The organism is Streptomyces coacervatus (assembly GCF_029223485.1).
GTDB classification, from domain to species: Bacteria; Actinomycetota; Actinomycetes; order Streptomycetales; family Streptomycetaceae; genus Streptomyces; species Streptomyces coacervatus.
On sequence record NZ_JARHTP010000002.1, the window covers coordinates 423,164 to 436,769 of the forward strand.

Below are 13,606 nucleotides of genomic sequence, written 5' to 3' on the forward strand. Positions count from 1 at the left end.
TCGCCCTCGTCAGGAGCGGACGGCCACAACCATCCGTACGCGCGGGCTGCCGTCGCTGCGCCGCCCGAACTCCGGCAGCTCCTCAAGGCCCACGCGGAACCCGGCCCACTCCAGCTCCCGTCGCACATCCCCGAGCCGGAAGGCCCGGTAGTACATGACGAACGGCGGCCGCCACAGGGCGTTGCGCACCCGCATGACCGCGTCGAAGCCGAGCAGCATCCAGAAGGCGGGGGACGAGGGCCGGGGCGGGGCCAGGATCGGGAAGACGAAGCGGCCGCCCGGCCGCAGCACGGAGTGGACCTGGGCGAACAGCCCCGGCAGTTCCCCGGGCAGGAAGTGCCCGAACGCCCCGAAGCTCACCACCAGGTCGAAGGCGCCGGAAGCGAACGGGAGGGCGCGGGCGTCTCCCTGGACCCAGGACACCGTCGGCCCCGCCGGCCGTACACCCTGCTGGGCCACGGCAAGCATGCCCGCGCTGAAGTCGACCCCGGTGACGCTCTGCCGGCACACCCGCGCCAGCACGTCGACTCCCGCACCGGTGCCGCAGCACAGGTCGAGTCCGGCGTCGAAGGGACCTGTCCGCGCCAGTGCCGAGGCGACGGCGTCGAGCAGCGGGCCGGGCGTCCGGAAGGGGGTGTGGTCGAACTTCGGGGCGAGCAGGTCGTAGCCGTGCTCGACGGACGACAGCGCCTGGACGGCGAGCTCGCGGAGACTGGGACCTTCGGGGCTGAACATCAGCGTCAGCTTAGGGGAACGCGACGCTGGACACGCCCTCCAAGCCTGATTATTCTCATCGGCACCTATTCCACTAGTTCACTAGCTCACGATGAGGTGATCCGATGCGCGCGTTCCGCGAGGCGGTCGAGGCCGGTGATCTCGACGCCGTCGAGGCGCTGCTGGCGGAGGACGTCGTCTTCACCAGCCCGGTGGTGTTCAAGCCCTACCCCGGCAAGGCGATCACCGCGGCGATCCTGCGCGCGGTGTCGCAGGTCTTCGAGGACTTCCGGTACGAGCGCGAGCTCGCCGGGGCCGACGGCCGTGACCACGCGCTGGTGTTCACGGCACGGGTGGGCGACCGCGAGCTGAGCGGCTGCGACTTCATCCATGTCGACGAGGACGGCCTGATCGACGAACTGACGGTCATGGTGCGGCCGTTGTCGGGTGCGCAGGCGCTGGCGGCGGCGATGGGGGCGCGGTTCGAGGACATCGCCAAGGAGGCGGAGGCACGGTCTGCCTCCGCCTCCTGAGGTCACGCGACGGTGAGGGTGATGGCGCCCGTGTAGCTCTTGCCAGGAGTGATGGCCGTCGTCGCACCGTCGACGGTCATCGTCACCGACTTGCCGAGCGGCGCCCGCACGGCGGCGTCGGAGGCGAGGGTGAGGGCGGTCACGTACGAGGTGCCGGTGACCGTCCACTTCGAGCCGCTGTTCAGCTTGACCATGGCGCCGTTGTTGACGGCGGCCTGGGCGGTGTTGGTGACGATGCCCAGCTCGTAGAAGGTCGACGAGTCGATGCTGGAGACCCGGTGCTTGGCCTTCGTCGCCGAGATCACGCCCTCCACCGTCGAGTCCTCGAAGGCCAGGACCATGTTCTTGCCCTTGCGCATGCCGTTGTAGAAGTCGCCCCGCAGCGCGATCGAGGTGAAGGTGGCGGCTGAGTCGGCGGTGTGGACGGCGGTGGTGTCGAAGGTGGAGTCCTTCGTGGGGTCGCCGGTCGGCTCGGTGTAGACGCCGATGTTCATCATCTTGCCGTTGACGTTGACCGGGCCCGGGTCGTCCAGCTCGATCATCTGCAGGATGATCCCGTCGCGCGGGTTGAGGCGGGCGCCTTTCGAGCCGTCGACGGTGATCGTGGTCTGCTGGCCCTTGTTGAGGAAGGTCGCGCGCTCGGAGTTGATGACGGTGCCGCCGTCGAGAGTGAGCGTGCCGGCGCCGAAGAACATATAGCCGAAGTGGCCGGAGTTCACGACCGTGTTGCGGGCGGGGAGCAACGCCAACTCGGCCTGGGTCAGGCCGAGTTCCAGTTCGGTGTTGAGTGCGGCGACGGCGTCCTTCGTACTGTCGCCGTAGTGCACGACCGCGGCCGGGCCGGCGATGATGGTGGCGTAGCTGCCGACGTCGAAGCGGGAGCCGAGGATGCGGACGGTGGCGTCGCCGATGGCATAGGTGCCGTAGCCGTACTCCCCGGTGTTGCCGACGTGGCTGTTGATCGCGGTCAGTTTGAGGCCGCTGCCGCCCTCGACCGACAGGGCGCCCCAAGTCTCCGAGAACACGGTCGAGTTGATGTACGTGGACGTGCTGTTCTTGCCGATGAGGTTGGTGGCGCGGACATTGCCGTCGAGGCCGAGCATCCAGGGCACCGACTCCATGTACGGGGTCTCGACGGTGGCCTGGTAGTCGGAGGGCAGGACACCGTTGCGGCAGCGGACGTGGGAGTTCTTCACGACGACGCTCGCGCCGTCGTTGGAGATGACGCCCGTGCGGACCACGCCCTTGTTGCTGATGCGGGCGCCGTCGACGACCAGCTTGGCGGAGGAGCCGTCGCCGACCACCGCGGCGCCGTACCCGGCGAAGTCGCAACGGCCGTTCCCCGTCAGGGAGATGGTGGGCCGGTCGAGGGTGTACGTGGCGTCCTTCACGTACACGCCGTCGAAGCACTCCCCGGTCGAAGTGATCGACACGTTTCTGGCGAGGCTGTCGGTGAGCTTCCCGCCGAGCACGGCCGCGAGGACGGACTTGTCGCGCACCACTCCGTCGCCGTCGACGTACAGCGCCTGCCGGAAGGGGAAGGTGAGGGTCTCGTACGTCACCTCGTTCGCCGCGGCGACCGTGAGGACGACGTCGCCCTGGTAGGTGCCCGCCTGGATGAGGGTCGCGGTGCCGCCGGTCGCGGTCAGCAGCTGGCCGGTCTCCACGCCGTCGACAGTCAGGGAGAGGCTGTAGCCGTCCGGGGCGACGATCTTGCCGCCGTCCGCGATGGTCAGCCGGCTCACCCGGGTGGTCGCGGAGAGCGTGTACGTCTCACCGGAGCCGACGGTGATCTGCGTACCGGACGCGGTCGGAGCGGCGGTCGCGGAGCCGACCGGGACGAGCAGGGCTCCCGCGGTCGCCGTACCGGCGATCAGTAGGGAGCGTCGGGTGATCAGCGTCATTGCTTGCCTTCCCACGGAGAGGGTGAGCCGTTGCGGAGTGTGACGAGCCGGCCGTCCGATGCGCGGCGGCGACGGCTCGGGCCAAGGCACCTGAGGTGCACACGAGGGAGTGAAGCAGCCCTGGGGAACAGGGAATAGGAGGTTCACACACGCATTCCGGAACCCGATGCCTCGGATCGGGCGGCCTGGTTCATGGCGATGACACAGAGTGGTCACAGGCCTTGATTGCGGACATGCAGGACACGGCATGCAGGACGGCGAGGCGGGCGGCTGTCCCGCCGTCCACCTCGCCGTTCGCAGTCCTCTGTCCGTCTACGCCGGTGCGATCATCCCTGCCGACAGGTCGATGTCCGCCCCGCACAGGCCCGGCATCGCGAGCATCGCCACCAGTGCCTGAGCCACTTCGTCCTCCTCGACGAGCCGACCGAGGGCGGCCCGAGAGGCGAAGTCGCGTTCGGCCTCCTCGACCGTGCAGCCGGTCAGTTCGGCGGTCAGGCGGAAGTTGCGGGCCATGCGCGGGCCCCGGACCGGGCCCGGGGAAAGGGAGTTGACCGCGACGCCCCGCGGGCCGACCTCCCCGGCCAGCGTCCGGGTCAGCCCCAGCAGCGCCATCTTGGAGGCGGTGTAGGGGGTGCGGTTGAGCAGCGGGCGCTTGCCGCTGACCGAGGCGACGTTGACGACGTCGCCCCGGCCGGCCTCGATCATCGGCGGCAGAAAGGCACGGCACATCAGGTAGACGCCGCGGACATTGACGGCGAACACGTCGTCCCACTCGTCCGGTTCGACGTCGACGAGGGGGCGCACCGGGCCCGCCACGCCCGCGTTGTTGACGAGCAACGACACTTCCTCGTCGGCCAGCTCGGCCGCCAGCCGCGCGACGGAGTCGGGGTCGGAGACGTCGCACACCGCCGTACGGGCCTCGCCGCCCTCCTTGACCACCCGGGCCGATGCGTCCGCGAGGGCCTGTTCGCCGCGGCCGACGAGGATCACCCGGGCGCCCACGTCGGCCAGGGCCAGGGCGAACGCCCGCCCCAGCGGTCCTCCCCCGCCGGTGACGAGCGCCGTACGCCCGTCCAGGGTCATGCGGTGTTCCACGGCAGCTCGTCACCGGCGGCCTTCGCGGCCCGTACGTCGCCGGAGCGCGCGTGGCCCTCGAACAGTTCGACGCGGGAGGCGCGCCCGCACAGCCGGCCGAGCATGGCCTGCGAGTCGGTGTCGGTGACCTCCTGGTAGGTCACCGTCTTGAGGTACTTCCCCACCCACAGGCCGCCGGTGTAGCGCGCGGCACCTCGGGTGGGCAGCACATGGTTCGTCCCGATGACCTTGTCGCCGAACGACACGCAGGTGCCCTCGCCCAGGAACAGGGCGCCGTACTGGGTCATGCGCTCCAGCGCCAGGCGCGGCTGCGCGGTCAGCACCTCCACGTGTTCAAAGGCGAACTCGTCGGCCAGCTCGTACAGTTCGTCGATCGAATCGACGACGTGCACCTGGCCGTGGTCGCGCCAGGCAGGCCCCGCGTAGTCGCGGGTGGGCATGCCGGGCAGGATCCGCTCGACCTCGGCGATGGTCTGCTCGGCGATCTCGCGGGAGGTGGTGATCAGGACCGCCGGGGAGTCCGGGCCGTGCTCGGCCTGGGAAAGCAGGTCGACGGCGCAGACGAAGGGGTCGGCGTGCTCGTCGGCGAGCACGAGGATCTCGGTCGGGCCGGCGAACAGGTCGATGCCGATCTCGCCGAAGAGCTGCCGCTTGGCCTCGGCGACGTAGGCGTTGCCGGGCCCGGCGATCAGGTTCACCGGCTGCATGGAGTCCGTGCCGACGGCCATCGCGGCGACCGCCTGGACCCCGCCGAGCAGCCAGATCTCGTCCGCGCCCGCCAGATGCATGGCGGCGACGGTGGCGGCGGGGATCTCGCCGTGGATGGGCGGGGTAGAGGCGACCACGCGCGGCACGCCCGCGACCTTGGCGGTGACGATGGTCATGTGGGCGGAGGCGGTGAGCGGGTAGCGGCCGCCGGGAATGTAGGCGCCCGCGGCCTGTACCGGAATGTGCTTCTGCCCGAGCCGCACCCCCGGCAGCGTCTCCACCTCGAACTCCCGCAGGGAGTCCAGCTGATGGCGGGCGAAGGTCCGCACCTGCTCCTGCACGAAACGGATGTCGTCGATGACCTGCTGCGGAACCGAGGCGACGATCTTCTCGACCTCCTCCTCGGACAGCCGGAAGGAGTCGGGGCTCCACTTGTCGAACTTCTCGGAGTATGTGCGCACGGCCACGTCACCGCGCTCGCGGATGTCCGCGATGACTCCGGCGACGGTCTCCCGGACCTGGCCGAGGGCGGCGGTGACGTCGGCCTTGGGTACGGCGTGTTTCAGGATCTCTGCCACAACTGCGGCCTTTCTGCGGGTGGTTGCTCAGACGGGCGGCGCTTCGAAGAGCACATCGGGGTCGTTGAACTGCTCTTTGGCGACCGACTCGCTCATCGGGTCGGCGGTGCCCCACTGGTCCTGGGTGATCGGGTCGTCGACGTCATGGCGGCCCGGGTGCCACAAGTCCTCTTCGAGGACGGCGAGTTCGGTGGTGTACTCGACGGTGTTGCCGTGCGGGTCGTGGAAGTAGGAGAAGGTGTTGTCGCCCGCGAGGTGGCGTCCCGGCCCCCAGGTGAGCCGGGTCCCGGCCCGCAGCGCCCGCCCGGTGCCGCGCATGTACTCCTCGACGCCGCGCATCTCGAACGAGGCGTGGTGCAGGGAGACATGGGGTCCGCGCGCGATGGCGAAGGAGTGGTGCAGGGGGCTGCACCGCAGGAAGTACATGAGGTCGCCCATGTGCGTGGAGTACAGGGTGTCGGTGAGCCGGAAGCCGAGGTGCTCGATGTAGAAGTCCCGCAGGCTCTCCGGGTCCTGGGAGTTGACCACGCAGTGCGAGAGCCGTACGGGGATGGCCTCGCGCTTCTCGATCTTGCGGTGGGTGCGGGTTGCCACGTCGGCCGACACCTCGACGACCCGCCCCTCCGGGTCGAAGAACCGCAGTCCGTATCCGCCGCCCGGAGTGTCCAACACCCTTGGTTCATGGACGAGTTGGACACCCGCCCGGCCCAGCCGCACCGCCAGCTCGTCCACCGAGGCCGGTGAGACGGCCCCGAAGGCCACCAGGTCCATCCGCTTCCGCTCGTCTTTTCGGATCCGCACGATGTACTGCTCGGGACTGCCCTCGGCGGCGAAGAACGCGATGCCGCTGTCGCTTGCGACCTCGGTCAGGCCCCAGGTGCTGCCGTAGAAGGCGCGCTGGGTGTCGAAGTCCGGTACGGCCAGGTCGACATGGCGCAGATGGGTGATGGGCTGGAAGCTCATACATGGCTCCTGACGGTGTTGCGCTGGTGGCCCAGGCCGGTGATCTCCGACTCCACGACGTCCCCGGGCTTGAGGAAGACGCCCCAGTGCGCGCCGTTGCCGGCCGGGGAGCCGGTGAGCAGCAGGTCGCCGGGGTGCAGGGTGGTGGTCGTGGAGACGTACGCGATGAGCCGCGGAATGTCGAAGATCATGTCCTTGGTGGACTCGTCCTGGCGGACGACGCTGTTGTGGCGGAGGGTGATCCGCAGGTCGTTCGGGTCGCCGACGAAGGCCGCCGGGACGAGGAAGGGCCCGGTCGGCAGGAAGGTGTCCGCGTTCTTGGCGGTGAACCAGTCGGTGCCGATGGCCTTCAGGTCGGGCCGGTAGAGGCGGTCGCGGGTGGTGAGGTCGTTGCAGATCGTGTACGCCGCCACATGGTCGAGAGCTTCCTCGACAGGGATGTGCTTGCCCGACCTGCCGATGACCAGGGCGAGTTCGAGCTCCCAGTCGTGCTGCTCGCCGAGCGCCGGGAGCTCGATGTCGTCGTAGGGGCCGCACATCGCGCGCGGCGAGCCGAGGAAGACGTACGGCACCCCGTTCCGTATCCGCTCATCCATCATCTGCTCGGCGTCGGCGCGGGCCTCCTCGGGGGTGGCGCCGTGCACGCTCTCCTTCTCGGCGGCGACGAGATCGACCACGTGCTTGCGGTAGTTGGCACCGCTCTGCAGGATCTGGCCCGGCTCGATCGGGGCCAGGATGCGCAGGCCGGCCAGGTCGTGCCATCCGCCGTCGGCGTCCTGGGCCAGCTCGACGAGACGGGGGAAGAAGGCGTCCCAGTCCTCGACGATCGCGCGCACGGAGGGCGCCAGATCGGACAGGTCGCGCACGCGGGCGCCGGTGACCAGGCCGGGAAAGGCGCCTGCGTCGGCGCTGAAGGTGCCGAGAGCGAAGGGTCCGGCATGGGTCGGCAGTGGATCGGGCACGGGCGGCTCTCCTCGTACGGAGTAAGGAGTACGGATGCGGGGCTCGCCTCTGACGCTAGGCAGCCGCGCGGGACAGCGGAAATGGCCGTTCGCGATGCCTGCCATCACCGGCCGGCCTAACCCCTGAGCCGGCCCTCCATCGCCGTACGGGATGGATGACGTCCCCCTTGCCGATGCCTCGATCCGTTGACCCTGCATCGACCGCCCACGCAGGCTCGGAGCACTACCGTCCCAAGGAGAAACACGTGGTCGTCGAGCATGCCGAGCTGACCGTCGAGGCCGGCCGGGAAGCGGAGTTCCAGGAGGTCTTCGGCAAGGCGCGGGAGGTGCTCGCCGAGGCCGACGGATTCCGCTGGGCCGAACTGCTGCGCTGCGCGGAGCGGCCGCGGACCTTCCTGCTGCTGGTCGGCTGGGAGTCGGTCGAGGCGTACACGGTCGGCTTCCGCGAGTCGGAGCGCTTCGGGCGCTGGCGGGCCCTGGTCGGCCCGTTCTTCGCCGAGCCGCCGGCCGTCGAGCACTATCACGAGCTCGGTGCGCGCTTCTCTCGCTGACCCCCACTTCTACGTTCGCAAGGATCGCCCATGCCCGTACACAAGGTGCTCGTCGTCGGCGGCGGCATCACCGGAAGCGTGCTGTCCCTCGCGCTCGCCCAGCGCGGCACCGACGTCGACCTCGTCGAGATCTCCCCCCAGTGGTTCGGTGTGGGCCACGGCATCACCGTCCAGGGCAACGCGCTCAAGGCGCTGCGCTCGGTGGGCGTGCTGGAGCGGGTGCTGGCCAGGGCGGTGCCGTTCGACGTCATGCGGCTGCGCAGGGCCGACGGCGGTCTGATCACGGAGTTGTCCACCCCGCACACCGGCGGGCCGGACCTGCCGTCCACGGCGGGCGCGCTGCGCTCGGACCTGCAGAACGCGCTGTGCGACGCGGTGTACGCGCACGGGGTGCAGGTCCGGCTCGGGCTGACCGTCGAGCGGCTCGACCAGTCCTCCGAGCAGGTGGACGTGACGTTCACCGATGGTTCGACCGGCCGCTACGACCTCGTGGTCGGCGCCGACGGCATCAACTCGGCGATGCGAGGGCTCATCGGCATCACTCAGCGGCCGCGACCGGTCGGCATGTCGATCTTCCGGGTGGTCGCGGAGCGTCCCGCCGAGATGGACTGTGCGGAGGTCTACTACGGCGGCCCCCGCTTCAAGGCCGGCTACAGCCCCATCTCCGCCAGCCAGTGCTACGCCTACCTCCTCGACGAGAACCTCGACGCCTCGCTGATCGGCCCGCGCGCCCCGCTGGCGCTGATGCGCGAGCGGGGCGCCGGTTACGGCGGCACCTGGGGGAAGGTCATCGCTTCGCTGCCGGACGACACGGCGGTCGACTACCGGTGGATCGAGGCGGTCCTGGTCGACGAGGACTGGCACCGCGGCCGCACGATGGTCATCGGCGACGCGGCGCACGCCTGTCCGCCGCTGATCGCGCAGGGCGCCGCCATGTGCATGGAGGACGCGGTGCTGTTGGCCGAACTGGTCACCGGCGACGAGCCGTTGGAAAAGGCCCTCGACCACTTCATGTCCCGGCGGCTGCCGCGGGTGCGGATGGTGCTGGCGAACTCGCTGCAGCTGGCCGCGTGGGAGATCAACCCGGGCACGCCCGGCGCCGACCCGGCCCGCATCATGTCGGAGACGCTTCAGTCGCTGACGGCGGCGGCATGAGCACGCCGGTCGTCGACTTCCACGGCCATCTGGCCATCCCCGCCGCCGACGCCCTGGTGGCCGGCGCGCCGGGCCTCGCCGCCGAGCTGGCGGCCGAACAGCGCGCCCACTCCCCCGCGTCGCTGGCCGCCAACCGGGCCCAACTCCAAGGGCTCGAAGGGAAGTTGACCGACGTCACCGAGCGCCTCGCCGCCCTCGACGCGATGGGGGTCGACGTCCAGGTGGTCGGTCCGATGCCGATGCACCACTACTGGGCAGACCCGGACCTCGCCGTCCGCCTCGCCCGCACCGTCAACCAGGCGGTGGCCGCGCACTGCGCCCGCGCACCCGAGCGGCTGTACGGACTGGGCACGGTCCCGCTCCAGCATCCCGACCTTGCGGTGGCCCTGCTGGACAAGGCCGTCACCGAGTACGGCCTGTACGGGATCAGCGTGTCGACGACCGTCGACGGGCGGGAGCTGGCCGACCCGGCGCACGACGAAGTGTGGCAGCAGGCCGAGGAGTTGGGCGCGGTCGTCTTCGTCCACCCGTGGGGCTGCTCGCTCGGCGAGCGGCTGGCGACCCACTACCTCGGCAACACGGTCGGGCAGCCGGTCGAGACGACCGTCGCGCTCTCCCATCTGATCTTCACCGGGGTGCTCGACCGCTATCCGCGCCTGAAGCTGGTGGCCGCGCACGGCGGCGGCTATCTGCCGACCTATATCGGGCGCTCCGACCATGCCTGGCGGGTGCGCGAGGACGCCCGCGGCTGCGCCGAGCCGCCCAGCAGCTATCTGCGGCGCATGTGGTTCGACGCGCTCGTGTACACCCCGCGCGCGCTGCGCCATCTGGTCGAGGAGGTGGGCGCCGACCGGGTCGTGCTCGGCACGGACCACCCCTTCGACATGGGCGTCGACGACCCGCTGGCCCGGCTGGACGCCGCCGGGCTCGCCCCGGCCCACCGTGCCGCCGTCGCCGGGGGCAACGCCCTGGACCTGCTGCTGAAAGGACGTACCCGATGACCTCCGCACCCCTCGGCCCGATCGAGGAAGAGCTCGCCAAAGCCCGTGCCGCGTACCGGAATTGGGGCCGCTGGGGTGAGGACGACGTGCTGGGCACGCTCAACTTCATCGACGACGCGATACGCGCCCACGCGGCCGGACTGGTCCGGCGGGGCCGGTCCTTCTCCCTCTCACTGGAGTTCAACGAGGACGGCCCGCAGCGCGGGTTCCGCGGCCGGATCAATCCGGTCCACTACATGAAGGACACCGGCTCCGACGCGGCCGCGGGCACCCAGGGCTTCCCGCACGGCTTCGGCGGCGCGGACGACCACATCGTGATGCCGCTGCAGGCCTCCACCCAGTGGGACGGCCTGGGCCACATCTACGACAACAAGCAGGCCTGGAACGGCCGTCCGTGCACCATCGTGAACGGCGACGGCGACTCGGTCACCGGCATCGAGCACATGCGGGACGCCTTCACCGGGCGGGGTGTGCTCCTCGACATCGGCCGGGCGGTCGGCGACGAATTCGGTGAACTCCCGGACGGATTCCCCATCCTGGAGGAGCATCTGCGCGCCACCGTCGAGGCGCAGGGGGCGACATCGAGCGTCCGGCGCGGCGACCTCGTCCTGGTGCGGACCGGACAGATCGGCCGGGTGCGGCGGCTGGGCGCATGGGGCACGTATGCGGCCGGTGACGCGCCGGGGCTGTCCTTCACCTCGCTGGGCTGGCTGCACCGTACAGAGATCGGGGCGATCGCCTCCGACACCTGGGGCCTGGAAGTACGTCCGTACGAGTTCGCCGAGCCCGCGATGTCCCCGCTGCACCAGATCGCCATCCCCAACATGGGTCTCCCGCTGGGCGAGATGTGGGACCTGGAGGCACTGGCGGAGGACTGCGCGGCCGACGGCGTGTATGAGTTCCTGCTGGTGGCGGCGCCCCTGCCGGTCACCGGCGCGGTGGGCGCCCCTGTCAATCCGATCGCGATCAAGTGAGTACGCCCTTGAATACCAACCGTTTCTCCGGCACCCTCCACCTCCCCGGCGACGAGGACTTCGAGGACGCCTGCTTCGGGCGCGTCTTCAACGCCCGCCGCCCGTCGGACCGTTCACCGGCCGCCGTACTCAAAGTGCGGACGGAACACGACGTCGTCGAAGGCGTACGGCTGGCCCTGGAGCGCGGCTGGCAGGTCGCCGTCCGCTCCGGCGGGCACAGCTGGGCCGCCTGGTCGGTGCGCGCCAATGCGCTGCTGATCGACCTCGGGGACTTCCGCGAGATGGCGTACGACCCGGCGACCGGGCTTGTGAGCGCGACGCCCAGCGTCAAGGGCGGCGACGAACTCAACCCGTATCTGGGCGAGTTCGGCCGCTTCTTCAACGGCGGGCACTGCCCGTCCGTCGGGATCGGCGGGTTCCTGCTCCAGGGCGGGCAGGGCTGGAATGCGCGCGGCTGGGGCTGGGCGGCGGAGAACATCGTGGCGATCGACGTGGTCACCGCCGAGGGCGAGCTGGTGCGGGCGGACGAGACGCAGCACAGCGACCTGTTCTGGGCGGCGCGCGGCGCGGGCCCCGGCTTCTTCGGCATCGTCACCCGCTTCCATCTGCGCACCCGTCCGCTGCCCCGGCATCTGGGGCACACGGTGCACGCCTACCCGCTCGACCTCTTCGACGAGGTCATGACCTGGCTGCACGGCATGCACCACACGGTCTCCGACCTGGTGGAGATCGTCGCCCTCACACAGACACCGCCCGGCCTCGACGAACCGGTGGTGCTGGTCACGGGCGTCTCGATGACCGACACCCCGGAGCAGGCCGCCGAGGCGCTGGCCCCGCTGCACGCCAACCCGTACGCGGACCGGGCCCTCTTCCGTATCGAGGCCCAACCCACCACGCTCGCCGAGCAGTTGGCGGGCCAGCGCACCGCCAACCCCGAGGGCCACCGTTATCTCGTCGACAACGCCTGGCTGACCGGGCCGGCGTCGGAGGTGGTGCCGGCCATCCGCAAGGCGTTCACCGAGCACCCCACCCGGCAGACCTTCACCATCTGGTTCTCCATGGCGCCGCTGCGCGAACTGCCCGACATGGCCTTCTCGTTGCAGTCGGAGATCTACTCCGCCATCTACGTCGTCCACGACGAGCCCGGGCGCGACGCGGAGCTGCGGGTCTGGCTGGACGACGCGATGGCGGCGATGCAGCCCGTGACCGCCGGGCAGTACCTCGGGGACTCCGACTTCAGCGTGCGGCAGCTGAGGTTCATGGGCGAGGAGCAGTGGCGGCGGCTGCAGGAGATCCGCGCCGCCCGCGACCCCAAGGGCCTGTTCGCGGGCCATCTGAGCGCGGGGGCCGTGACCAACACCAACCACTGGGAGCAGTGAGGCATGCGTTTCGCGACATACGAGTACGAGGGCGAGGAGCGCGCCGGGGTGGTGCGGGACGGGGTGATCCATCCGCTGCCCGAGGGGGTCACCGTCCTGGCGCTGATCGAGCGGGATGTCCTGTACGCCGCCGGCGTCGAAGCACTCCAGCACCCCAGCGATCTGACGGTGGATCAGGTACGGCTGCTGCCGCCGCTGAAGCCGCCCTCCATCCGTGACTTCGTCGGCTTCGAGGCCCACATCGAGGGGGTGTCCAAGTCCCTGGACGGGCTGGAGCACGTGCCCGAGGAGTGGTACCGGGCGCCCAACTTCTACTTCACCAACCCCCACGCGGCCTACGGCGCCCACGACGATGTCCCCGTCCCGGCGGGCTGCTCGGTGCTCGACTTCGAGCTGGAGGTGGGTGCCGTGATCGGGCGCGCCGGCCGGGACCTCACGCCCGGGCAGGCACGCGAGCACATCGTCGGCTACCTGGTCTTCAACGACTGGTCGGCGCGCGACCTGCAGAAGCCGGAGAAGAACCTCGGGCTCGGCTTCTCCAAGGGCAAGGACTTCGCCAACACCCTCGGCCCCTACCTGGTCACCGCGGACGAGGTGGCGGACCGGCGGGACGCGGACGGCTTCCTCGACCTGGAGATGACGGTCACCCTCAACGGCGAACTCATCGGCCGCGACACCCTTGCGAACTGCTCGTGGACCTTCGAGGAGATGGTCGCCTACGCGGCCCGGGACACCTGGGTGCGACCCGGGGACATCCTCGGCTCGGGCACCTGCGGCTGGGGGGCACTGGCGGAGTTCTGGGGCCGGCTCGGGGAGCGTACGCCGCCTCCGCTGTCACCGGGCGACGAGGTCACGCTCAGCGTGGAGGGCCTCGGCAGCCTGTCCAACCGGGTCGTGCCCGGACGCACGGACGTCTACCTTCCGCGGGCACGCAAACGGGGGCGCACTCCGCGGCCGTAGCGGAACCGCCCTCCTGACCTGCACACATCCAGGGATCCGATGGCTGCTATCGGATCCCTGTGAGTTGTCCCCGAGGCTCTTCCTCGGCGACAGACCCATGGTTACGCTCCGAACTCACCGAGCTTCAAG

General features: G+C 70.2%; 13 protein-coding genes. 7 read left to right on the forward strand and 6 right to left on the reverse strand.

Annotated features, from left to right (window positions below):
- Positions 1–9: 9 nt before the first annotated feature.
- The gene (locus P2Q00_RS05695; protein ID WP_275770183.1) at positions 10–735 is read right to left on the reverse strand and encodes a class I SAM-dependent methyltransferase; all 726 of its coding nucleotides are present in this window, start codon (positions 733–735) and stop codon (positions 10–12) included.
- A gap of 104 nt (positions 736–839) precedes the next feature.
- Here P2Q00_RS05695 and P2Q00_RS05700 point away from each other — a divergent pair, with 104 nt between their 5' ends.
- Complete coding sequence (locus tag P2Q00_RS05700; protein ID WP_275770185.1) at positions 840–1,247, forward strand: nuclear transport factor 2 family protein; 408 nt, start codon at positions 840–842, stop codon at positions 1,245–1,247.
- Positions 1,248–1,249: 2 nt separating this feature from the next.
- On the opposite strand, the gene P2Q00_RS05705 is transcribed toward P2Q00_RS05700, so the two are convergent.
- The 5 genes from P2Q00_RS05705 to P2Q00_RS05725 form a co-directional block, all read right to left on the reverse strand.
- A complete protein-coding gene (locus tag P2Q00_RS05705; protein WP_275770187.1) occupies positions 1,250–3,151 on the reverse strand; it encodes a hypothetical protein in 1,902 nt (633 codons plus the stop codon).
- 312 nt (positions 3,152–3,463) lie between these two features.
- Entirely contained in the window at positions 3,464–4,234 is a 771-nt protein-coding gene (locus P2Q00_RS05710) for an SDR family NAD(P)-dependent oxidoreductase (RefSeq protein WP_275770188.1), read from the reverse strand.
- Positions 4,231–5,532, reverse strand: coding sequence for a histidinol dehydrogenase (gene hisD, locus P2Q00_RS05715; protein WP_275770189.1), 1,302 nt, complete (start codon positions 5,530–5,532; stop codon positions 4,231–4,233). Before hisD ends, P2Q00_RS05710 begins: the two co-directional genes overlap by 4 nt.
- A gap of 27 nt (positions 5,533–5,559) precedes the next feature.
- On the reverse strand, positions 5,560–6,495 hold the full coding sequence (locus tag P2Q00_RS05720; RefSeq protein ID WP_275770191.1) for a VOC family protein: 936 nt from the start codon (positions 6,493–6,495) through the stop codon (positions 5,560–5,562).
- Positions 6,492–7,457, reverse strand: coding sequence for a fumarylacetoacetate hydrolase family protein (locus P2Q00_RS05725; protein WP_275770193.1), 966 nt, complete (start codon positions 7,455–7,457; stop codon positions 6,492–6,494). Before P2Q00_RS05725 ends, P2Q00_RS05720 begins: the two co-directional genes overlap by 4 nt.
- A 245-nt stretch (positions 7,458–7,702) precedes the next feature.
- Between P2Q00_RS05725 and P2Q00_RS05730 the strand changes: the two genes are divergently transcribed.
- Genes P2Q00_RS05730 through P2Q00_RS05755 form a run of 6 tightly spaced genes read left to right on the forward strand, consistent with a single transcriptional unit; the run spans position 7,703 to position 13,477 of the window.
- The gene (locus P2Q00_RS05730; protein ID WP_275770195.1) at positions 7,703–8,008 is read left to right on the forward strand and encodes an antibiotic biosynthesis monooxygenase family protein; all 306 of its coding nucleotides are present in this window, start codon (positions 7,703–7,705) and stop codon (positions 8,006–8,008) included.
- A gap of 30 nt (positions 8,009–8,038) precedes the next feature.
- Positions 8,039–9,163 carry an FAD-dependent monooxygenase gene (locus P2Q00_RS05735; RefSeq protein ID WP_275770197.1) on the forward strand — a complete coding sequence of 375 codons (1,125 nt, stop codon included), beginning with the start codon at positions 8,039–8,041 and terminating at the stop codon, positions 9,161–9,163.
- Positions 9,160–10,164 carry an amidohydrolase family protein gene (locus P2Q00_RS05740; RefSeq protein WP_275770199.1) on the forward strand — a complete coding sequence of 335 codons (1,005 nt, stop codon included), beginning with the start codon at positions 9,160–9,162 and terminating at the stop codon, positions 10,162–10,164. Before P2Q00_RS05735 ends, P2Q00_RS05740 begins: the two co-directional genes overlap by 4 nt.
- Positions 10,161–11,138, forward strand: a complete 978-nt coding sequence (locus P2Q00_RS05745; protein WP_275770202.1) for a cyclase family protein — start codon at positions 10,161–10,163, stop codon at positions 11,136–11,138. The genes P2Q00_RS05740 and P2Q00_RS05745 overlap by 4 nt, the downstream gene beginning before the upstream one ends.
- Before the next feature lie 8 nt (positions 11,139–11,146).
- Entirely contained in the window at positions 11,147–12,517 is a 1,371-nt protein-coding gene (locus P2Q00_RS05750; protein ID WP_275770204.1) for an FAD-binding oxidoreductase, read from the forward strand.
- 3 nt (positions 12,518–12,520) lie between these two features.
- Positions 12,521–13,477 (forward strand): fumarylacetoacetate hydrolase family protein, encoded by a 957-nt coding sequence (locus P2Q00_RS05755; protein ID WP_275770206.1) that lies wholly within the window; start codon positions 12,521–12,523, stop codon positions 13,475–13,477.
- Positions 13,478–13,606 lie beyond the last annotated feature (129 nt).